The sequence below is a fragment of the Halomonas sp. ANAO-440 genome (assembly GCF_019915905.1).
GTDB lineage: Bacteria > Pseudomonadota > Gammaproteobacteria > Pseudomonadales > Halomonadaceae > Halomonas > Halomonas chromatireducens.
Window position 1 is genome coordinate 201,186 of record NZ_JAHXBV010000002.1, and the last position, 21,072, is coordinate 222,257.

Annotated in this window: 22 protein-coding genes and 1 other RNA gene; 17 read left to right on the forward strand and 6 right to left on the reverse strand. The window is 63.3% G+C overall.

Annotated elements, in window-relative coordinates:
* Positions 1-31: 31 nt before the first annotated feature.
* Entirely contained in the window at positions 32-1,249 is a 1,218-nt protein-coding gene (locus KZO25_RS01950; RefSeq protein ID WP_066446232.1) for a Do family serine endopeptidase, read from the reverse strand.
* A gap of 102 nt (positions 1,250-1,351) precedes the next feature.
* Between KZO25_RS01950 and KZO25_RS01955 the strand changes: the two genes are divergently transcribed.
* Complete coding sequence (locus KZO25_RS01955; RefSeq protein WP_223135655.1) at positions 1,352-2,113, forward strand: Nif3-like dinuclear metal center hexameric protein; 762 nt, start codon at positions 1,352-1,354, stop codon at positions 2,111-2,113.
* Between the two features lie 32 nt (positions 2,114-2,145).
* On the opposite strand, the gene KZO25_RS01960 is transcribed toward KZO25_RS01955, so the two are convergent.
* A complete protein-coding gene (locus KZO25_RS01960) occupies positions 2,146-2,595 on the reverse strand; it encodes a ZapG family protein (RefSeq protein ID WP_223135656.1) in 450 nt (149 codons plus the stop codon).
* Positions 2,596-2,798: 203 nt separating this feature from the next.
* Between KZO25_RS01960 and zapE the strand changes: the two genes are divergently transcribed.
* The 8 genes from zapE to KZO25_RS02000 all read left to right on the forward strand — a co-directional run bounded on the left by zapE (position 2,799) and on the right by KZO25_RS02000 (position 9,095).
* A complete protein-coding gene (gene zapE, locus KZO25_RS01965; protein ID WP_223135657.1) occupies positions 2,799-3,983 on the forward strand; it encodes a cell division protein ZapE in 1,185 nt (394 codons plus the stop codon).
* Positions 3,984-4,143: 160 nt separating this feature from the next.
* Positions 4,144-4,572 carry a 50S ribosomal protein L13 gene (gene rplM / locus KZO25_RS01970; protein ID WP_223135658.1) on the forward strand — a complete coding sequence of 143 codons (429 nt, stop codon included), beginning with the start codon at positions 4,144-4,146 and terminating at the stop codon, positions 4,570-4,572.
* A 13-nt stretch (positions 4,573-4,585) separates the two neighbouring features.
* A complete protein-coding gene (rpsI, locus tag KZO25_RS01975) occupies positions 4,586-4,975 on the forward strand; it encodes a 30S ribosomal protein S9 (RefSeq protein WP_043516861.1) in 390 nt (129 codons plus the stop codon).
* Positions 4,976-5,191: 216 nt separating this feature from the next.
* On the forward strand, positions 5,192-5,785 hold the full coding sequence (gene petA, locus KZO25_RS01980; protein WP_066444618.1) for a ubiquinol-cytochrome c reductase iron-sulfur subunit: 594 nt from the start codon (positions 5,192-5,194) through the stop codon (positions 5,783-5,785).
* Entirely contained in the window at positions 5,785-7,050 is a 1,266-nt protein-coding gene (locus KZO25_RS01985) for a cytochrome b (protein WP_066444620.1), read from the forward strand. The genes petA and KZO25_RS01985 overlap by 1 nt, the downstream gene beginning before the upstream one ends.
* Positions 7,050-7,817, forward strand: coding sequence for a cytochrome c1 (locus tag KZO25_RS01990; RefSeq protein WP_066444622.1), 768 nt, complete (start codon positions 7,050-7,052; stop codon positions 7,815-7,817). Before KZO25_RS01985 ends, KZO25_RS01990 begins: the two co-directional genes overlap by 1 nt.
* 139 nt (positions 7,818-7,956) lie before the next feature.
* A complete protein-coding gene (sspA, locus tag KZO25_RS01995) occupies positions 7,957-8,583 on the forward strand; it encodes a stringent starvation protein SspA (RefSeq protein WP_066444624.1) in 627 nt (208 codons plus the stop codon).
* Positions 8,584-8,633: 50 nt separating this feature from the next.
* The gene (locus KZO25_RS02000; RefSeq protein ID WP_223135659.1) at positions 8,634-9,095 is read left to right on the forward strand and encodes a ClpXP protease specificity-enhancing factor; all 462 of its coding nucleotides are present in this window, start codon (positions 8,634-8,636) and stop codon (positions 9,093-9,095) included.
* A 139-nt stretch (positions 9,096-9,234) separates the two neighbouring features.
* On the opposite strand, the gene KZO25_RS02005 is transcribed toward KZO25_RS02000, so the two are convergent.
* Genes KZO25_RS02005 through KZO25_RS02020 form a run of 4 tightly spaced genes read right to left on the reverse strand, consistent with a single transcriptional unit; the run spans position 9,235 to position 12,602 of the window.
* Positions 9,235-9,813, reverse strand: a complete 579-nt coding sequence (locus KZO25_RS02005) for a BON domain-containing protein (protein WP_066444633.1) — start codon at positions 9,811-9,813, stop codon at positions 9,235-9,237.
* A 5-nt stretch (positions 9,814-9,818) separates the two neighbouring features.
* Positions 9,819-10,412 carry a phosphoheptose isomerase gene (locus KZO25_RS02010; protein ID WP_043517869.1) on the reverse strand — a complete coding sequence of 198 codons (594 nt, stop codon included), beginning with the start codon at positions 10,410-10,412 and terminating at the stop codon, positions 9,819-9,821.
* Between the two features lie 38 nt (positions 10,413-10,450).
* Positions 10,451-10,819, reverse strand: a complete 369-nt coding sequence (locus KZO25_RS02015; RefSeq protein WP_066444636.1) for a YraN family protein — start codon at positions 10,817-10,819, stop codon at positions 10,451-10,453.
* On the reverse strand, positions 10,803-12,602 hold the full coding sequence (locus KZO25_RS02020) for a penicillin-binding protein activator (RefSeq protein WP_066444639.1): 1,800 nt from the start codon (positions 12,600-12,602) through the stop codon (positions 10,803-10,805). Before KZO25_RS02020 ends, KZO25_RS02015 begins: the two co-directional genes overlap by 17 nt.
* 37 nt (positions 12,603-12,639) lie before the next feature.
* Here KZO25_RS02020 and rsmI point away from each other — a divergent pair, with 37 nt between their 5' ends.
* The 8 genes from rsmI to mraY all read left to right on the forward strand — a co-directional run bounded on the left by rsmI (position 12,640) and on the right by mraY (position 21,035).
* Entirely contained in the window at positions 12,640-13,497 is an 858-nt protein-coding gene (gene rsmI / locus KZO25_RS02025; protein WP_223135660.1) for a 16S rRNA (cytidine(1402)-2'-O)-methyltransferase, read from the forward strand.
* Between the two features lie 72 nt (positions 13,498-13,569).
* Positions 13,570-13,934, forward strand: an RNA gene (gene rnpB / locus KZO25_RS02030) — RNase P RNA component class A.
* A 102-nt stretch (positions 13,935-14,036) separates the two neighbouring features.
* Complete coding sequence (rsmH, locus tag KZO25_RS02035; protein ID WP_223135661.1) at positions 14,037-14,993, forward strand: 16S rRNA (cytosine(1402)-N(4))-methyltransferase RsmH; 957 nt, start codon at positions 14,037-14,039, stop codon at positions 14,991-14,993.
* 8 nt (positions 14,994-15,001) lie between these two features.
* On the forward strand, positions 15,002-15,331 hold the full coding sequence (ftsL, locus tag KZO25_RS02040) for a cell division protein FtsL (protein WP_083517389.1): 330 nt from the start codon (positions 15,002-15,004) through the stop codon (positions 15,329-15,331).
* Entirely contained in the window at positions 15,328-17,037 is a 1,710-nt protein-coding gene (locus tag KZO25_RS02045; protein ID WP_066444646.1) for a peptidoglycan D,D-transpeptidase FtsI family protein, read from the forward strand. The genes ftsL and KZO25_RS02045 overlap by 4 nt, the downstream gene beginning before the upstream one ends.
* A 31-nt stretch (positions 17,038-17,068) precedes the next feature.
* Positions 17,069-18,583, forward strand: coding sequence for a UDP-N-acetylmuramoyl-L-alanyl-D-glutamate--2,6-diaminopimelate ligase (locus tag KZO25_RS02050; protein WP_223135821.1), 1,515 nt, complete (start codon positions 17,069-17,071; stop codon positions 18,581-18,583).
* Complete coding sequence (locus KZO25_RS02055; protein ID WP_223135662.1) at positions 18,576-19,943, forward strand: UDP-N-acetylmuramoyl-tripeptide--D-alanyl-D-alanine ligase; 1,368 nt, start codon at positions 18,576-18,578, stop codon at positions 19,941-19,943. The genes KZO25_RS02050 and KZO25_RS02055 overlap by 8 nt, the downstream gene beginning before the upstream one ends.
* Before the next feature lie 9 nt (positions 19,944-19,952).
* The gene (gene mraY, locus KZO25_RS02060) at positions 19,953-21,035 is read left to right on the forward strand and encodes a phospho-N-acetylmuramoyl-pentapeptide-transferase (RefSeq protein ID WP_066444653.1); all 1,083 of its coding nucleotides are present in this window, start codon (positions 19,953-19,955) and stop codon (positions 21,033-21,035) included.
* Positions 21,036-21,072 lie beyond the last annotated feature (37 nt).

A 21,072-nucleotide genomic window follows, 5' to 3' on the forward strand; every position in this document is an offset into this window, starting at 1 on the left:
TGTTGGCAGGTGGCGTGCGGGTGTCTGCGCCTCAGCGTTCCGGCTGTCTCAACTGAGGGGGAGGGCGTTCACCGACTTCCAGTTCGATGCTGAGTTTGTCGCCGCTGCGCACGACGGTCAGCGGTAGGGTGGCGCCGGGCTGGATGGCGGCGATGTCGCTCATGGCTACCCGTGCATCGAGAATCGGGCGACCATCGACTTCCAGCAGGACGTCTCCTGGACGCAGACCTGCCCGGGCGGCGGGTCCGTCCCTTACCACTCCGGAAATGACGACGCCGCGAGGGGCTTGCAGGCCGAAGGAGGCGGCCAGCTCCGGGGTGATTTCCTGGGCCTCTATGCCCAGCCAGCCTCGAATCACGCGCCCCTGGGTCACCAGGTCATCGAGAATGCTATGGGCCAGACGGGTGGGAATGGCGAAACCCACTCCCTGAGAGCCGCCGGAGCGTGAAAAAATGGCCGTATTGATACCCACCAGGGCGCCTTCGGCATTGATCAGTGCCCCCCCGGAGTTGCCGGGATTGATGGCGGCATCGGTCTGAATGAAATCTTCGTAGGCACTCAGGCCCAGGTGGGTGCGCCCCGTGGCGCTGATGATGCCCATGGTGACGGTCTGGCCGACGCCGAAGGGGTTACCGATGGCCATGGCAATGTCGCCCACCGCCACGTCCTCGGTGTCGTACAGGGTGATGACGGGGAGGTCTTCAAGGTCGATGCGCAGCACGGCCAGGTCGCTTTCCGGATCGGTGCCGATGACCTGGGCCAGGGTTTCACGACCGTCCCGCAGGGCCACCTGGATCTCGTCGGCGCCATCGATCACGTGATGGTTGGTCAGTACATAGCCGTCTTCGCTGACGATGACACCGGAACCCAGGCTGGAGAGAAAGCGTTGCTGACTGGGTACGTCGTCGCCGAAGAACTGGCGGAAGAAGGGGTCGGACATCATCGGGTGCTCTTCGAGAGCGACGACTCGTGACGAGTAGATATTGACCACCGCCGGGGCGGCCTTCTCCACCGCCTCCGAATAGCTGACCGGCCCCTGCATACGGCTCAGGGGTTCGGCTTGCCGCACCTCGGGCGTGGCGCGGGATGCCGGCTGATTCAGCTCGCTGGGCGCTTCAACAGCAGGGGGGGGCTCGGGTGGAGAGGACTGAGGTGGCCCCAGGAGCTGCGGAAAGGTGTTAAGCAGTACGATAGCCAGCAGCACGCCGATGAGGACGGGAAGGGCATAGGCTAAGAGCGGACGACGCATGCAGTACTTTCCTGATTGGAGGGGAGCAGTCGATGCCGCCCCGCGCAGTCGTTACAATGGCACTATCCTAACATTCAAGTGAACTGCTGTCCGGAGGGCCTAATGATTTCCCGCGACGACCTGGTAAGGAGCTGTGATGCACTGCTCGATGTGCAGCGGTTCCAGGATTACACGGTCAATGGGCTGCAGGTGGCCGGACGTGTACCCATCGCCCGCGTCATGACCGGTGTGACCGCCTGCCAGGCCCTGCTCGATGAAGCGGTGACCTGGGGGGCCGACCTGGTGCTGGTCCATCACGGCTATTTCTGGAAGAACGAGCCGGTTCCCATCACCGGCATGAAGCAGCGTCGCCTGCGCACGCTGTTGCTCAATGATATCAATTTGCTTGCCTACCATCTGCCCCTGGATGCGCATGCCGAGCTGGGAAACAATGCTGAGCTGGCTCGCCGGCTTGGCTTCCAGGTGGAGGGTTGTGCCGACGGCGACATCGGTGAAGGGCTTATCTGGCTAGGTCGTCTTCCGGAAGCGCGTGGGGCTGCCGAGTTGGCGAGCCATGTGGCCGCTTGCCTGGGGCGTGCGCCGCTGCTGGTCGAGGCGCCTGACGTGGGAGCGGTGAAGCGTGTGGCCTGGTGTACGGGGGGGGCGCAGGACATGATTACCCGGGCCTGGGAGGCCGGCGCCGACGCCTTCATCTCGGGTGAGATCTCCGAGCGTACCACTCACCTGGCCCGCGAGCTCGGTATTCACTATCTAGCCGCCGGGCATCACGCCACCGAGCGCTATGGCGTTCAGGCGCTGGGCGAGTGGCTGGTCCGGGAGTTCGCCATCGAGCACCGCTTCGTCGATATCGACAACCCGGCGTGACGCCGGGCTGGCGGCATCCTTACGTCCCCTGGTCAGTAGCGTGGAGGCTGCGGGGCGTCTCTGGTCTCGGTGTCGGACTTGAGACCGAAGTCTTCCGATAGGGTGCCGCCGGTACCGTCGGCATAGTCGCGGGGTGTGGGAATTTCGTCGGCCTGCGGGGCGAGCGTCTTTTGCGTCGCCACATCGAGACGGCGGGTGGCAGGCGTCTCACAGTTGAGTGTGCTGGCGTCTTCGGTCACCCGGTGTTCGAGAGTGCGGATCTCGCGCTGTATATTGGCGACCATCATGCCGACCTGGGTAAAGTGCTCTCCCAGACCCTCCTTGAGTTCGCTCAGCTCCCTCTCGCGCTCCGCCAGCTGCTGTCGCTGATGCTGCAGGCGACTCGCAGAGGCGCCGAACAGATGGTAGCCCAGGCCGCCGAGGCCCAGACCGGCCAGCAGGCCGACGATGGCGACCAGCCAGTTGATGTTGCCATATTCCACGTGGTTCTCCCCCTGATGCTGATGCACGCTGAGCGCGTGGTCTTGCCATGGCGCCGCACTCGGTCGTCTGGCGACCCATTATAGGGGTGTGGGCGGTCGGCCGGTCAACGCCGCGTCAGCACGGCGTTGTTCTGCGCAAAGGTTGCTGGGAGCGTATAATGCACAGCCTGCCAATTTATGAGCCAAGTCAGCAAGGAATAGCCATGTGTGCGACTGCGACCCCCGTGGACTCTCGTTCGACTCCCGGTATTACGCCACTGGCGCGATATCGTGCCGACATCGAGCGTAAGGGATTTCAGTACGATCCGGCCCAGGAGCAGGCTGTCCTGCACCTGCAGCGTCTTTTCGATGAGCTGGTGGCGATGCCGCGGGCCGAGCCGAGGGCGGTTACTACGAGCCGTGGCCTGAAGTCGCGGGTGGCAGGCCTGTTCGGCAAGCGCGACAAGTCTGCTCAGGGACCGTCGTTGCCATCGGTTCAGGGGCTCTATCTCTGGGGTGGGGTGGGGCGCGGCAAGACCTATCTGGTCGACACCTTCCACGAGTCGCTGCCGTTTCCCGACAAGATGCGTACCCATTTCCACCGCTTCATGCAGCGTGTGCATAACGAACTCGAGCACTACAAGGGCGAGAAGAATCCCTTGAGCCTGATCGCCGGCAAGTTTGCCGCCGAGGCACGTGTCATCTGTTTTGATGAATTCTTCGTCAAGGACATCACCGATGCGATGATCCTGGCCAACCTTCTGGAATCGCTGTTCGAGCGTGGCGTCGTACTCGTGGCGACGTCGAATATCGTTCCCGACGAGCTATACAAGGACGGGCTTCAGCGAACCCGATTCCTGCCCGCCATCGACCTGATCAAGCGACACTGCCAGGTGGTCAATGTCGATTCAGGCATCGACTATCGACTGCGTGCGCTGGAACGTGCCGAGATCTTCCATGCGCCACTTGACGACGCGGCCGACGCCGAGCTAGCTCGCAGCTTCCGTGAGATAGCCGGGCACGACGGCGAGACCGATGTGTCCATAGAGGTCAATCATCGCGTGCTTCATGCGCGCCGGCTGCATGATGATGTCGTGTGGTTCGAGTTTCGCGAACTGTGCGACGGGCCGCGCAGCCAGAACGACTATATTGAGCTGGCGCGGGAGTACCATACCGTGCTGGTTTCCAACGTGACCCGCATGGGTGCGGCAACCGACGACCAGGCGCGGCGCTTTATCAACATGGTTGACGAGTTCTACGACCGCGGTGTCAAGCTGCTGCTCTCCGCCGAGACGTCTGCCGAGGCGCTTTACGCCGATGGCCGGCTCGAATTCGAGTTTCAGCGAACCTTGTCACGACTTCAGGAGATGCAGTCACACGAGTACCTGGCGCTGCCGCATAAGCCGTGATATGCCTCTTATCATATGCCATGGAGTCGTGTAGAATGCCGCCTCGCTTGATCGTTGTCGTCGCTGCTGGTGGCGACAACCAAGAAGAATAGGGAAGATCCCATGTCGGCAGCCCCGGCGGCAGGATCCAATACATCAATATATTGTGGTGATTTCATCCATGAAGACGTTCACTGCTAAGCCGCAGTCCGTCCAGCGCGACTGGTATGTCGTCGATGCTGCGGACAAGACGCTCGGTCGTCTGGCCACCGAAATTGCTCGCCGCCTGCGCGGCAAGCACAAGCCGGAATTCACTCCTCACGTCGATACCGGCGACTACATCGTCGTGATCAACGCCGAGAAGGTGCATGTCACCGGCAACAAGGCGAATGCCAAGACCTACTATCGCCACACCGGCTACCCGGGTGGCCTGCGCTCCATGAGCTTCGAGAAGATGATCGCTCATGCTCCCGAGCGTGTTATCGAGTCCGCTGTCAAGGGTATGTTGCCGAAGGGCCCCCTGGGACGTGCGATGTACTCCAAGCTCAAGGTCTACGCCGGCGCCGAGCATCCGCACGCCGCCCAGCAGCCGCAAGAACTGAACATCTGAGGGGGTCATCGCCATGACACAGCACTATTACGGTACCGGGCGCCGCAAGACATCCACTGCCCGTGTCTTTCTCAAGCCGGGAACCGGCAAGATCACCGTCAACAGCCATGAGCTGGACCAATATTTCGGGCGTGTCACCGGGCGCATGGTGGTTCGCCAGCCGCTTGAGCTGACCGATACCGTGGGTCAGTTCGACGTCTTTGTCACCGTCAAGGGTGGTGGTGGTTCCTCCCAGGCCGGCGCCATTCGCCACGGCATCACCCGTGCCCTGATGGAGTACAACGAGGACTTCCGTCCGGCACTGCGTGCGGCCGGCTATGTCACTCGTGACGCCCGTCAGGTCGAGCGGAAGAAGGTCGGTTTGCGCAAGGCGCGTCGTCGCCCGCAGTTCTCCAAGCGCTGATTACGGCCTTGCAAGACAGAAAAACCCAGGCAATTGCCTGGGTTTTTTCTTTTGTGAAAACAGAATTTTGCATAGAAAATACCACCTTGGTCAGGCGTGCTTTGGCTTGTGCCAAGCGGCAGGATTCCTTAAGATACGACGGATTTTTATATCCGTGGTCGCGGGATACCACTTCCGTGCTGGATCGACGGGTAAGCTGATGGGAGAAACCATAACATGGCAGATAACGGCGTGAACAAAGGGCGGCGCCGTCTCCTCCTGGGTGCCACCACCGTAGTGGGTGCGGTGGGTGCAGTGGGGGTGGCGGTTCCCTTTGTGGCTTCCTGGCAGCCGAGTGCCAGGGCACGAGCGGCGGGGGCGCCGATTCAGGCGGATATTTCCAAGCTGGAGCCGGGGCAGCGCATGACCGTTGAGTGGCGCGGGCGTCCCGTTTGGATCGTCAAGCGTACCGACGACATGATCGAGCGTACCGAGAATTTCGATCCCGCTCGTCTGGTCGACCCCGATTCCCAAGCCCCCCAGCAGCCGGACTACATCACCGGTCCGCTGCGCTCGATCCGGCCGGACATCTCGGTGCTGATCGGGATCTGTACCCATCTTGGCTGCTCACCGCTCTATCGCCCCGAACCGGACGACGTCGATATGACCGCCTGGCCGGGCGGCTATTTCTGTCCTTGTCACGGCTCCTACTTCGATCTCTCGGGACGCGTATTCCGCAATGTGCCGGCACCGTCCAACCTGGAGGTTCCGCCGTACCGTTTTGAGACCGATGACATCATCATCGTCGGTGAAGACGAGGAGGCTGTGTGATGGGTAATCCAAATCGTGTCAAGGCGGAAAGCGGTATCATGCGCTGGGTGGATGATCGCTTCCCCGCCACGCAGATGTGGCAGGACCACCTGTCCAAGTACTACGCGCCGAGAAACTTCAACTTCTGGTACTTCTTCGGCTCGCTGGCGCTACTGGTACTTGTCAACCAGATCCTCACCGGGGTGTGGCTCACCATGAGCTACAACCCCACCGGCGAGGGTGCGTTTGCATCGGTCGAGTACATCATGCGGGACGTGGAATACGGCTGGCTGATCCGCTACATGCACTCCACCGGCGCCTCCGCCTTCTTCGTGGTCATCTACCTGCACATGTTCCGGGCTCTGCTCTACGGCTCCTACAAGGCGCCGCGTGAGCTGGTGTGGATCTTCGGCATGGCCATCTACCTGCTGCTGATGGCCGAGGCCTTCATGGGCTACCTGCTGCCCTGGGGCCAGATGTCCTACTGGGGTGCCCAGGTGATCATCTCTCTGTTTGCCACCATCCCGTTCATCGGACCGGATCTGGCGCAGTGGATTCGCGGCGACTTCCTGATCTCCGGCATCACCCTGAACCGTTTCTTCGCCCTGCACGTCGTGGCGCTTCCCATCGTGATCCTGGCGCTGGTGGTGCTGCATATCATCGCCCTGCATGAGGTAGGTTCCAACAACCCGGACGGCATCGACATCAAGGCCAAGACGGATGAGACAGGCAAGCCGCTGGACGGCATACCGTTTCACCCCTATTACACCGTCAAGGACATCTTCGGGGTCTCGGTGTTCCTGTTCGTCTTTGCGACGGTGATCTTCTACTTCCCCGAAGGGGGTGGTTACTTCATCGAGCGGCCCAACTTCGAGCCTGCCAACCCGATGGTGACGCCGGATCATATTGCCCCGGTGTGGTATTTCACGCCCTTCTACGCGATCCTGCGCGCGATCACCTTCGACATCGGCTTCCTGGGCCTGCAGGCCGAGTTCCTGGGTGTGGTCTTCATGGGTGGTGCCATCGCGGTGCTCTTCGTGCTGCCCTGGCTGGACCGCAGTCCGGTGAACTCGATGCGTTACAAGGGTTGGATGTCCAAGTCGATGCTGGCGCTCTTTGCCATCAGCTTCGTGATCCTGGGTATCCTCGGTGCGCTGCCGGCGACACCGCTGCGTACGGCGGTGGCCCAGCTATGCACGGTGCTGTACTTCGCCTTCTTCCTGCTGATGCCGTTCTATACGCGACTGGAGAAGACCAAACCCGTACCGGAAAGGGTGACTGGCTAATGAAAAAGCAACTGTTCGCACTGCTCTTCGCGCTGGTGCCCTTCGCGGTAGTGGCAGCGCCGATGCCTGACACTCCCTATTCGATGACGCCGGATCTCAATGACGAGGCGTCGTTGCAGCGGGGCATGCAGCTCTACGTCAACTACTGCATGGGCTGCCATAGCCTGGAGCACCAGCGTTTCGCCCGGGCCGCCGAGGATTTCGGCATGCCCCAGGACCTGGTGGAAGAGCATCTGATTTTCTCTTCCGACCTGGCCTACAATGACCAGATGCATATCGCCATGACACGCGAAGACGCAGCCAACTGGTTCGGAGCGCCAGCGCCGGACCTGACACTCCATGGTCGGCTGCGTGGTGCAGATTGGATCTACTCCTATCTGCTGACCTTCTACAAGGACCCGAGTCGCCCTAACGGGGTGAACAATGAGGTCTTCGACATGGTGGCCATGCCCAACGTGCTCGAGCCCCTGCAAGGGGTGCAGGAGAAGGTCTGTGCCGAAACAGATCGTCCTGTCGAGGGCGCTGAACTCGACCCGTTGACCGGGAAGTATCAGTCCTGCGATGTGCTGCAGGTCACCCGGCCGGGCTCCATGGAGCCGGACGAGTTCGAGGAAGCGGTCTATGACCTGACCAACTTCCTGGCCTATGTGGGTGAGCCTTCCAAGCTGCAGGCTCAGGTCCTCGGCCCGAAGGTGCTGCTCTTCATCTTCATCTTCGGTGTGCTGGCCTATCTGCTCAAGCGCGAGTACTGGCGCGACATTCACTGATCCCGTGCGGGTCAGTCTATGAGGCAGGGGGCGTATGGCGGTGTGCCATACGCCCCCTGCGTCTTGTGTTGCAACGCGCACGCACGACGATGCGTGTGCGTGTTATCATCCCGGTTCGAATTGATGCGAGGATTGTTTCATGGGTGTAGTGGCCAAGCGGTCGTCGATGATCTTCTATTCCGGAAGCGATGATCACTTCAGTCATCGCGTGCGCATCGTACTCGCCGAGAAGGGCGTGGCGGTGGATATTGTCGAAGTCGGTGGCGAACAGCGTCCTGAAGAACTCGCCGATCTCAACCCCTACAACAGTGTGCCCACGCTACTCGATCGCGACCTGGTGCTGTACGAGTCCAAGGTCATGATGGAGTACCTGGATGAGCGTTTTCCGCACCCTCCGCTGCTCCCGGTCTACCCGGTTGCACGAGCTCAGAGCCGACTTTGGATGCATCGTATCGAGCGTGAGTGGTGTCCGCTGGTCGAGCAGATCGAGCAAGGGCCTAAGAAGGAAGTCGAGAAGGCCCGCAAGGAGCTGCGCGAAAGCCTGGTAGGCATCTCGCCGATCTTCGAAGACGTACCGTTCTTCATGAGCGAGGAATTCTCGCTGGTCGACTGCTGTATCGCTCCGATCCTCTGGCGCCTGCCGGTGCTTGGCATCGAGCTGCCGGAGAAGCAGGTGCAGCCGCTGGTGACTTACATGGAGAGGTTGTTCGAGCGCGATGCTTTCGTCGCTTCGCTGAGTGAGACCGAGCGAGAAATGCGCAACTGACTATGCCGCCGGGCTAGCCCGGCGTCTTCAAACGGAGGAGGGCAGCAGAGATGCTATCGAGCCGTCCCTATCTTGCCAGAGGTCTCTACGAATGGCTTCTGGACAATGAACACACTCCCTACGTGGTCGTGGATGCCGAGCAGGCCGGTGTCATTGTGCCGCGGCAGTTCGTGCAGAACGGCCAGATTGTCCTTAATGTTGGCCCAACCGCCGTGCGCGACCTGCACATCGAGAATGATGCGATCACCTTCAGTGCCCGCTTCGGCGGGCAGCCCATGCAAGTGGTCGTGCCCATGCCGGCGCTGATCGCCATCTACGCGCGTGAGAATGGGGTGGGCATGGTATTCGGTCATGAGCCGGTGATCCCGCAGGCACTCGAAGAAAATGGCGAAGGAGAGGGCAAGGAGCGGCCTGAGCTGACTGCCGTCGACAGCGAAAGCCATGACTCGGAAGGCCAGGAAGAGGCCAAGTCCAAGTCCAAGGGGCGCCCGTCGCTCCGGGTTATCAAGTAGATGGTAGTGATACGCCTGCGACTATCACTCTGAATCAAGCCGCCTGGCTTGAAGGTGAAGGTATTCAGGCGGTTGAAGCATGCCAACACGAAAACGGCAGGCCCATGGGCCTGCCGTTTTCGTGTACACGTCGCGACGGTCAGTCCATGTAATCAAACACCTTGACGATGCGCTGCACGCCGCCGATACGTGAAATGGCGTTGACGATGCGGTCTGCCTCGGCTCGGGTGACGATGCCCATGACATAGACGCTGGCGTTCTCGGTAACGAAGCGCAGTCGGCTGGTGTCGATGGTCTCGTCGGTGGCCAGGCTGGTGCGAATGCGGGTATTGATCCAGGTATCCGACATGCGCTGGCTTGCCGGTAGGTTGGCGGCAACGGAGAGTTCGTTGTGGACGTCGCGCACGTTGCGTACGTCGCGGGCGATCTCGGTGGCCTTCTGCTTGAGCTCCTCGCTGGGCACCTGGCCGGTGAGCAGTACGATGGCATTGTAGCTGTCGACATTGATGCGGGCATCGCCCAGGCGGGCATCGTTGCGCCGCAGGTTATGGGCGATCTTGGTCTCGATGCTCTCGTCCTCGACCTGGGCGCCAAGGGTGCGCTTGCCATAGTTCTCGTCGATGGTGCCGGGGTTGGCGACACCGGTAACCGTGGTGCAGCCCGCCAATGTCAGCAGGAAGGCGGTCAGGAAGAGGGGGATCAGTCTCGTAAGGGCCATGTCGTTTACTCGCTGCTGCCGAAGAGTTGTTCATCGATGAGGTCGCACAGGCAGTGGATCACCAACAGGTGAACCTCCTGGATGCGTGCTGTCGAGGTGGCCGGGACACGAATCTCGCAGTCGTCCTGGCCGAGAAGGGATGCCATGTCGCCGCCGTCGCGGCCGGTCAGGGCGACGACCGTCATGTCGCGGTCATGGGCCGCCTGTATTGCCTGTATGACGTTGCCAGAGTTGCCGCTGGTGGAAATGGCGAGGAGGATGTCGCCGGGCTGGCCCAGGGCGCGAATCTGCTTGGAGAATACCTCGTTGTAGCTGTAGTCGTTGGCAATGGACGTCAGTGTAGAGGTGTCGGTAGTCAGGGCCAGAGCCGGCAGGCTGGGGCGCTCCCGCTCGAAGCGGTTGAGGAGTTCCGAGGAGAAGTGCTGACTGTCGCCGGCGCTGCCGCCATTGCCGCAGGCAAGAATCTTGCCCTCATTGACCAGGCACTGGACCATCATCTGGCTGGCTACCTCGATGAAAGGCGGCAATACCTCGCTGGCATAGGTCTTGGTGTCGATGCTGGCATTGAAGTGGCCGAGTATGCGTTGCTGAAAATCCATTCTATGAGGTCCTGGTCCTGGGGGCTGGAGCAAGCCGGTCAGAACGCTTCGAAGGCGCCTTGCACCCATTCGAAGTCGAGAGCGGGAGGGGTGCCAGTCACGGCCAGCGCGTCAAAGCGGCACGGACATGATAGCCGGTTGCGTGCAAGATAAAAACGCGCTGCGCGTATCAGGCGGCGCTGTTTGGTGACGGTGATGGTTTCCAGCGGATGACCATGTCGGGTATCGGCACGGTGGCGGACCTCGACGAAGACGAGTGTCTCACCATCGCGCATGATCAGGTCGAGCTCCCCGCCTTTCACCTGGTGGTTGCTGGCGATCAGGGCCAGGCCGCGCCCAGCGAGCCAGTCGGCAGCGAGGCGCTCGATATGAGCGCCTCGTGCTCTTGCATCAGTTCCGCTGGCCATTGGCGGACGGCTCGCTGTCAGGAAGCCCGTTTTCCATCAGGTCGGTGCCGAGCAGGTCGATGGCCAGGATCGGCTGCGGCACGCCGCGCTGGAACCGTGCCCAGGGGAGGTGCCGCTCAATGCGTCCGTCGGCGGCGCGGGTCAGTCTTCCCGTGGCGCCGTTGAGCTCACTCTCCGGCATCAGCTGGAACTGCGGCAGACGGCGTGCAAGCTCATAGGCGTCCACGCCCATGGCCATCAGGCGGAAGACGGAGGGGTCAGCGTCTGCGTGCAATTGCTGATAGCTGCTGAGGTAAGGAAGGGCTTCCACCCCGCCGACGGCGGCATCGGGAATCTGCCAGGGGATGTCGATGAAGTTCACGTCATCCAGATCATGGTCGAGCAACGGCTGTGGGCGTCCCTCGAAGAGATGCGAGGTGGCATAGATCGGCAGGGTGGAGGCGTTATAGTAGTCCAGGGTCGGGGGGACCTGACGTGCATAGCTTGGCAGTGCCAGCAGGAATAGCATGTCCGGCCGGCCTCCGGAGAGGACGCGGCGAGTACTCTCGGTGGCGGAGCCGCGGGGGTCGTAGGCCACCGCATTTGTGATGGTGCCGTCCAGGCGGCGCCACTCCTCCTCGAAGGCGCGACCGACCCGCCGTCCCCATTCGTTGTCCGGAACCAGCATGGCGCTGCGACGATGGCCATCGTCACGGCCCCGTCTCGCCACCTGGCGAGCTTCGTCCTCGGCCGACAGGCCGTACTGGAAGAAGCCCTGGGCCCGGTTGGACTCGCCATGGCCATAATTGAGACCCAGGGTCGGCAACGGCAACTGGTCTCGGTTCTCGAGTTCCGTTACCAGGTCCTTGTCCAGCGGGCCGATGACGACCTGGGCGCCACGGTTGCGTGCTTCCTCGTAGAGGGCATCGATACTGCTCCGACTGGTATCCAGGAATGACAGCTGAACGCCGCCGTTGCGTTCTGCCGCACTCTGGTGGTGGGCGCGGATCCCATCCCGAATCGCTTCGGCCACGCCGGCCAGCGGGCCCGACTCAGGCAGGAATACGGCAATATGCCGGACTTCCTGGCCGCGCAGCTCGCGCAGGGCTATCAGGTCTTCAGGAACGCTTCGCGCGGCGGGGTGCCGGGCATTGCGTTCGCGCCACTCATCGAGGCGCATGAAGAGTCGCTCTATATCGCCACCACTCTCTCGCACCAGGTTGGCGAGCGCCAGCCAGCCCCGACCCAGGTCATCGGTCTCGTCGCGCATGGACGCAAGCTCGGGTCCCTCGAGACGCGAGAGCGAGGCCCAGATGGGGTCGTTCAGCGCCTCACGGTCTGTGTCGGCCTGTACGCCGATCAGGATCAGCGCGGCAGCGCGATGCTCATCGACCTGGGCCAGGGCCCGGCCATGCCGCTCGCGCAGTATCAGGCCGGCGTCTCGCGGCACCTCGATTTCATCGAGCAGCTGTGCGGCCTGGATGACGGCCCAGGGCTCACCCTCGGACTCGCCGAGCTCGGAGAGCAGCATGGCCCATTGAAGGCGATACTCGACGGGTAGCCGCTGATCATCGATATCGGTAGCGACTTCGAGCGCCTGGGTGCGCTGACCCTGGCGTGCTAGGATATCGGCCGCTTCCAGGCGACTTATTGCTGCCTGCTCGGGTTCCTGCTGACGTGCCTGCTCGAGCAGGTAGGTGGGGTCGTCGTCGGGAACACGATCGACGATGCCAGGGGGCGCACAGCCGACCAGCAGTATGGCCAGAAGCGCAGTGGCCAGCAGGCCGCGGGGCATTTTCAGCATGATTCTTCCTTGTCCGGGTAGCTTGCCAGGAGCCGACATGACTGACGTGAATCAGGGAACATTGTACGTGGTCGCCACACCAATTGGGAATCTGGAAGATCTCTCGCCACGCGCTGCCAGGGTGCTGAGCGAGGTGGCGGTAATTGCTGCCGAGGATACACGCCACACCGCACGGCTGCTGCGCCACCTGGGGCTTGCGTTGCCGATGCTCTCTCTCCATGAGCATAACGAGGCGGCGCGCGTCGCTCAACTCGACGTGCGGTTGGTCGCTGGCGAGAATATCGCCCTGGTATCTGATGCCGGCACGCCCTTGATCAGTGACCCCGGATTCGTTCTGGTGCGGGAGCTGCGTGCCCGTGGTCGCCGTATCGTGCCGGTGCCGGGCGCCTGCGCGCTGGTGGCGGCGCTTTCAGCCGCCGGGCTGCCCACGGATCGGTTCCTCTTCCAGGGTTTCCTGCCGGCAAAGGGCGGCGCCCGCCGCCTGCGTCTTGAAGGGCTTGCCCCCCGCGAGGAAACGCTGGTCTTCTACGAATCGCCGCACCGTATCCGCGACACCCTGGCGGATATCGCCGATGTGCTGGGCGGACGCCGAGTGGTATTGGCACGAGAGCTGACCAAGGCCTTCGAGACCTTTCTCGACGGCAGTGCGGAGGCGCTCCTGGTGCGGATGGAGCAGGACCCGGACCAGGCTCGGGGTGAGTTCGTGATCATGATAGCCGGTGCCGAGCCGCGCGACGCCCCCGAGGCTGGCGATGTCGAAGCCAATGCCTTGCTGGGTGCGCTGCTGGCCGAGGATGTTGGTGTCAAGCAGGCGGCAGCCGTGACGGCACGCCTGCTGGGGGGGGCGAAGAAGGTCTGGTATGGCCGGGCCCTGGCGCTCAAGGATGCGCGCTGATTTATTGGGCTCTGCGTCCGATGACGAGGAAAGACATTGAGGGGGCTCCGGCGCGCTGTTATTCTTGCGCTCGGAGTCGGCCAGACAGTCGCCGCCGTGCCGGCCCTCGCGGTCGGCCGGGGGAGGAAAGTCCGGGCTCCATAGGGCAGGGTGCCAGGTAACGCCTGGGCGGCGCGAGCCGACGGAAAGTGCAGCAGAGAGCAGACCGCCTACGTCTCCTTCGGGAGGCCGGTAAGGGTGAAAGGGTGCGGTAAGAGCGCACCGCGCGCCTGGTAACAGTGCGTGGCATGGTAAACCCCACCCGGAGCAAGACCAAATAGGAACCCAATGGCGTGGCCCGCGTCGGGTTCGGGTAGGTTGCTCGAGGGCCGTGGTGACGCGGCCCCTAGATGAATGGCTGTCCTCGACAGAACCCGGCTTATCGGCCGACTCCCCCTGATTTCAATCTTCCGTTACCGGTCCCAGGGAAGCGCAGACATTTATGCAGTGTTTCCCCAGGCCGGTCGGTATACTCAGCTATCGACAATCCAGAGAAGCGCATGTCGTCAACCGCACCTGAACCGGCCCACCGCGGCTTTCGTCATGCCAGCGTACTGCTGGACGGCGCCGTTGAGGCGCTCGTTCACGATCCCGGCGGCGCCTACCTGGACGGCACTTTCGGCCGGGGCGGCCATTCCCGGGCCATTCTTGCCCGGCTGGCTCCCGAGGGGCGCCTGTTGGCCATCGATCGTGACCCCCACGCCATTGCCGAAGCGGCGGACATCGATGATGCCCGCTTCACCATCGAGCAGGGGGAGTTTGCGCGACTGGGTGAGCTGGCCGAACGGCATGGCCTGCATGGCAAGCTGGCCGGGGTGTTGCTCGACGTTGGCGTCTCCTCGCCACAGCTGGATGATCCCGAACGTGGTTTCAGCTTCCTGCGGGACGGCCCGCTGGACATGCGCATGGATCCGACCCGGGGCGAGAGCGTGGCGGCCTGGCTGGCTCGTGCCGGCGAGGCCGATATCGCCCGGGTCTTCAAGATCTACGGCGAGGAGCGCTTTGCCAAGCGGCTCGCCAGGGCCGTGGTGACGCGCCGTGCCGAGCGTCCCTTCAGCCGTACGGCGGACCTGGCCGAGGTGCTGAAGGTCGCTCACCCGGCCTGGGAGAAGGGCAAGCATCCCGCGACCCGGGCCTTTCAGGCGCTGCGTATCCATATCAATGGTGAGCTGGAGCAGCTCGATTTGGCACTCGAGGCCGCGCTGGAGGCCTTGGCCCCCGGTGGCCACCTGGTGGTGATCAGCTTTCACTCGCTTGAGGATCGTCGGGTCAAGCGCTTCATTCGTGAGCACGTGCGTGGGGACACAGACCTCCCCCGTGGCGTCCCGATCCGTGACGACCAGCTTGCCAGGCGCCTGGCCCCGCTGGGCAAGGCCCGGCGACCGACACGCGAAGAAGTCGATTCCAATCCCCGGGCTCGCAGTGCGGTCATGCGGGCAGCGCGCAAGCTGGTTTGAGGAACGGCATGAAGCAAGGATTGCGACCCTCACGCTTGGCCCTGACCCGTTGGGCCTCGACCGGCATGCCAAGCGCCGGACTGTTACTGGTGACAGGGCTGGTTGTGGCCTGTCTGATCACCGCAACCGTAGTGATCAACGTCAGCCACCTGACGCGGGAGCAGTATGGTCGTCTGCAGCAGCTCGAGCGTGAACGCGACCAGCTGCAGACCGAGTGGGGGCAGCTATTGCTGGAAGAGAGTGCCTGGTCGTCGCCGGCAAGAATCGAGCGCCTGGCCACCGAAAGGCTGGACATGCGCCTGCCACACGTCAATGAAGTCGAGGTCATACGGCCATGAGTGCTGATGCCCGTGGCGGCGTGTCGCCGCGTCGTCGCCCGCCTTCAGCGCCCATGGGTGGCGCACGCTATTATCTGATTCTCTTCCTGATCCTTGTGGGCATGCTGCTTCTGGCGGGGCGTATCGTGACGTTGCATGTCATTGATCGTTCTTTCCTTCAAGGGCAGGGAGATGCCAGGACGCTGCGCACCGAATCCCTGAGTGCCCATCGGGGCATGATCAGCGACCGTAACGGCGAGCCGCTGGCCATCTCGACGCCGGTGGTGACCCTGTGGGCCAACCCTCAGGAGGTGCCCGAGGATCGTATCCAGCGGCTGATGCTTGCCCAGGCGCTCAACATGTCCCCGGACGACCTCGATGCACGTCTCGAGCGCTTCAGTGAGCGTGAGTTCATGTACCTGCGGCGACAGCTGACCCCGGAGGCAGCCCAGCGCGTATTAGGCCTTCGTATGGCCGGGGTCTATGCCCAGCATGAGTACAAGCGCTACTACCCGGCTGGCGAGGTAACCGCTCAACTGCTGGGCGTTACCAATGTCGACGACTTTGGGCAGGAGGGTGTGGAGCTCGCCTATCAGCCATTTCTGGCCGGTACGCCGGGGCAGCGGCGGGTGATCAAGGACCGCCGTGGCCGGCTGGTGCGCGACCTGGCCATCCTGCGCGAGGCACAGCCCGGGGGCGAGCTGGTGCTCTCCATCGACCAGCGACTGCAATACATGGCTTATCGTGAACTCAAGGCCGCGGTGGCCGAGCACGAGGCCGATGGCGGCGTCGTGGTCATGATGGATGCCCGCACCGGGGAGGTGCTGGCCATGGCCAATCAGCCCTCCTACAACCCTAACAACCGCGCTGGCCTCGACCCGCGTGGGCTGCGCAACCAGGCCATTGTCGATGTCTTCGAGCCGGGCTCGGTGGTGAAGCCGCTGGCCATGGCGGCGATCATGGAGAGTGGGCAGTTCGATCTGGACATCGAGGTTGATACCTCGCCTGGCTGGATGATGCTGGACCGCTTCACCATTCGCGATATTCGTAACTATGGCCGATTGGACCTGGCCGGTATCCTCGAGAAATCCTCCAATATCGGCATGTCGAAATTGGTGCTCGAGCTCGACGAGCCCCTTGTCCCCGAAGTGTATCGTCGCCTGGGCTTCGGCCAGAGTACCGATACGGGCTTTCCCGGCGAGGCCGTCGGCCACATGCCGGCACCGGTGCGCTGGTCTCGCAGCCAGTGGGCCGCGCTCTCCTATGGCTATGGCCTGTCGGTCTCCGCCCTACAGCTGGCCAGCGCCTATACGGCACTGGCCAATGGTGGGGTGCGCATGCCCCCCTCCATTCTCAAGCTGCATGAGAGTCCTGCCGGCACCCCTGCCATCGATCCGGGGATAGCTCATGATCTGTTGCGCATCATGGAGGAATCCGTGCAGCCGGGCACCGGTGGGCGCCGGGCGGCGGTGCCGGGCTATCGGGTGGCCGGCAAGACGGGCACGGTGCGCAAGACCTCGGCCAGCGGGTACGAGCAGGATGCCTACCGCAGCCTGTTCGCCGGCGTTGCACCGGTTTCCGACCCGCGAATCGTCACCATCGTCATGATCGATCACCCGCGTGGCGGCGACTTCTTTGGCGGTGCCGTAGCGGCTCCGGTATTCTCTCGTGTCACCGGCGGTGCGCTGAGGCTGCTCGATGTGCCGCCTGACCAGCGCATACGATGAGACTTTCATGCTTCCCGTCAGAGGTATTTCCATGGAGGTGAGTGGTTCCCGTTTTCAGGCTGCGCTCAAGCGATGCTGGCCCGGCCTGCCGATCCCCGACGTTGTACCGGGCGAACCGGTTCGGCTGGTGCTCGACAGCCGCCGCCTGTCACAGGGAGATATCTTCGTTGCCGTGCCGGGCGTCAGCGTGGATGGACGCGCCTTCCTTGCCGACGCTCTGGCCGCCGGCGCCGGCTGGGTGCTCTACCATACCGAGCCAGAAGAGGCCTTGCCCGACTCTGCCCAGGAGCAGCGCGTGCTGGCCTTGCCCTTTCTGAGGCAGCGCCTGGGCGAGCTGGGCCATGAGCTCTTCGCGGTCCCGGAAGGACTCGAGCTGATTGGTGTCACCGGTACCAACGGCAAGAGCTCGGTAACACACTATCTGGCCGAGCTGAGTGCTGCGGTGGGGCGGGATGCCGGGGTCGTGGGCACTCTGGGTCACGGCCGACCTGCCGCGCTGGCAGAAGCCGAGCTGACCACCCCCGGGCCACTGGACCTGCAGGCATCGCTGGGGAGCATGGCACGGGACGGCATCGACCGCATCGCCATGGAGGTCTCCTCCCATGCCCTGGAGCAAGGACGGCTGGATGGGAGCCAACTGGCGGCGGCGGTCTTTACCAACCTGAGTCGTGATCATCTCGACTATCACGGCAGCATGGCGGCCTACGCGGCAGCCAAGGCACGGCTGTTCCGGCGCCCCGAGCTGTCGCTTGCCGTGGTCAATGCCGACGACCCCCTGGCACGCCTGATGCTGGCCGGCGTGGCGCCGGGAGTGCGGGTTCTGGCCGTGGGCGACGATGCCGCAGCGACGCTGCGGGTGCTGGACTGGAAGCCCTCCGGGCATGGTCAGCTGGCGCTGGTGGCCACACCCGAGGGGGAGATGGCCCTGGAGCTGCCGCTGATGGGTCGCTTCAACATGGACAACGTGCTGCTGGCCATTGCCACGCTCTACGGTCTGGGCGAGTCGCTGCCAGCGCTGTTCGAAGCGGCGACACGACTGGTGCCGGTGCCGGGGCGAATGCAGGCGGTGCGTCGGCCCGGCTGCCCCACGGTGATCGTCGACTACGCACACACGCCGGATGCCCTGGAAAATGCTCTGATTGCCCTGCGTCACCACCTCCCCGGCGAGGGGCAACTCTGGTGCCTGTTCGGCTGTGGCGGCGATCGGGACGGTGGCAAGCGGCCGCTGATGGCAAAGGCCGCCGAGCGCCATGCGGATCGGCTGGTGGTAACCGACGACAACCCCCGCAGCGAGGACTCTGCTGCCATTCGCGACCAGGTGCTGGAGGGCCTGTCGGCCGATACTCGCCGACAGGCCTGGTCCATCGCCGGGCGTGGCGAAGCCATCGACCGGGCGTTGGCCGAGGCCGGCATCGAAGATGTGATATTGATAGCCGGCAAGGGCCATGAAAAGTATCAGGAGATCGACGGCATTCGCCACGACTTCTGCGATACGCGGCGGGCCGAGACGGCGCTGCGGCGGCGTGGGAGCGACAGCGATGCCTAGGCCCGGTCTGGCGACACTGGCGGAGGTGGCCGGAGCGCTCGGAGTGGCCCCTCCCGGGGAGGATCGGCGGCTGGATGACATCGTGACCGATTCGCGCAGTCCGGTTCCCGGTGCCCTGTTCGTGGCGCTTCGCGGCGAACGCTTCGACGCCCATGACTTCCTCGCCCAGGCGCGGGAAGCCGGGGCGGCGGCGGCGCTGGTCGAGGCGTCGGTGAACGATCCGCTGCCGCAGCTGGTGGTGCCGGATACCCGCCTGGCTCTGGGGTTGCTGGGGCGGGCTCGGCGCCGGGCCTGGGGTGGTCCGCTGGTGGCAGTGACCGGTAACAGCGGCAAGACCAGCGTCAAGGAGATTCTCTCTCAGCTGCTGGGCCACCCCGGCGAGACCCTGGCTACCCGTGGCAACCTCAACAACGATATCGGTGCGCCGCTCACGCTGCTTGCGCTGCGTGCCTCGCATCGCCAAGCGGTGGTGGAGCTCGGTGCGAATCATCTGGGCGAAATCGCCTGGACCACGATGCTCGCTCAGCCCCAGGTGGCGATCATCACCAACGTCACCGGCGCCCATGTGGGCGAGTTCGGCGGCATGGGGCAGATCGCCCAGGCCAAGGCGGAGATTCTCGCCGGTCTGGGCGACGACGGCATCGCGGTACTCAACCGTGATGATCGCTACTACCCGCTCTGGTCTCGGCTTGCCGCTCCACGGACGATACTGGACTTCGGCTTCAGTCAATTGGCGCGGGTGCATGCCGTCGAGCTGGCCTGTGACGCCATGGGGCGCTATGCTTTCACGCTTGTCGTGGATGGGCGTCGATGCGGACGGGTCCAGCTCGCCCTGCTGGGGCGTCATGGCGTGGCCAATGTACTGGCGGCCTTGGCAGGTGCCATCGCGCTGGGGCACGACCCCGAGCCGCTGCTGGCCAGGCTGGAGGCCGTCATGCCCATGCCGGGGCGCCTGAGCGCGGAACCCGGCATCAACGGATGCCGGCTGCTCGACGATACTTATAATGCCAATCCAGGCGCGGTGAAGGCAGCCCTGTCGCTGCTGGCCGAATTGCCGGGGCCGCGATGGTGTCTGCTGGGCGCCATGGGTGAGCTGGGGGCGGCGTCGGACCGACTGCATGCCGAAGTCGGCCGCTATGCGCGGGAACTGGGAATCGACGTGCTCGGCACCTGCGGAGCGCTGGCACAGCCAGCCAGCAGCGCCTTCGGAGAGGGTGGGTGCCATTTCAACGACCGCGACGCGCTGACGCGCTACGTCCTGAGTCAACTCCCCCCCGGGGCAAGCGTACTGATCAAGGGATCGCGCAGTGCCGGTATGGAACGGGTCGTGGCCGCACTTCGCGCTGACGCATCAAGGTGAACGCTACACATGCTGCTTTTTCTGGCTAATTTCCTGGCGCAATACCAGAGCGCCTTCAATGTTTTCAGTTATCTCACCCTACGGATGATCCTGGGGACCATGACGGCCCTGCTGCTCTGTCTCTGGCTGGGGCCCTGGATGATACGTCGACTGGTCGAGCGTCAGATCGGCCAGGCGGTGCGTGATGATGGCCCCCAGTCTCACCTGTCCAAGGCCGGCACGCCGACCATGGGCGGCGCCATGATTCTGATGGCAATTGCTGTCAGTACGCTGCTGTGGTCGGACCTGACCGTGCATTATGTCTGGATCGTGCTGGTGGTGACCCTGGGCTTCGGTGCCATTGGCTGGGTTGACGATTACCGCAAGGTAGTCGAGAAGAATCCCAGGGGGCTACCGGCTCGCTGGAAGTATCTGTGGCAGTCGGTCATCGGCCTGATTGCCGCACTGGTGCTCTTTTATACCGCCGGCAATCCGGTGGAAACCAGCCTGATCGTACCGCTGTTCAAGGATATCGTGATCCCGCTGGGGGTCTTCTACATCGTGCTGACCTATCTGGTGATCGTCGGCAGCTCCAATGCGGTCAACCTCACCGATGGCCTGGATGGTCTGGCAATCATGCCCACCGTCATGGTGGCCATGGGCCTGGCGGTTTTTGCCTACGCCAGCGGCAACGCGGTGTTCGCCAACTACCTGCAGATTCCCAATATCGTCGGGGCCGGCGAGTTGGCGGTCTTCTGCGCCACCATTTCGGGTGCCGGCCTGGGCTTCCTGTGGTTCAACACCTATCCGGCCCAGGTCTTCATGGGAGACGTCGGCGCGCTGGCGCTGGGGGCGGCCCTCGGGGTGGTGGCAGTTATCGTGCGCCAGGAAATCGTGCTGTTCATCATGGGTGGCATCTTCGTCATGGAAACGGTATCGGTGATCCTCCAGGTGGCGTCGTACAAGCTGACTGGGCGTCGAATATTCCGTATGGCACCGCTTCATCATCACTACGAACTCAAGGGGTGGCCGGAGCCTCGTGTCATCGTACGCTTCTGGATCATCACCGTAGTGCTGGTGTTGATTGGCCTGGCCACCCTGAAGATTCGCTGAGGCGCCAGGACAGGTTTTATTTCTAACCCTGCGCAAC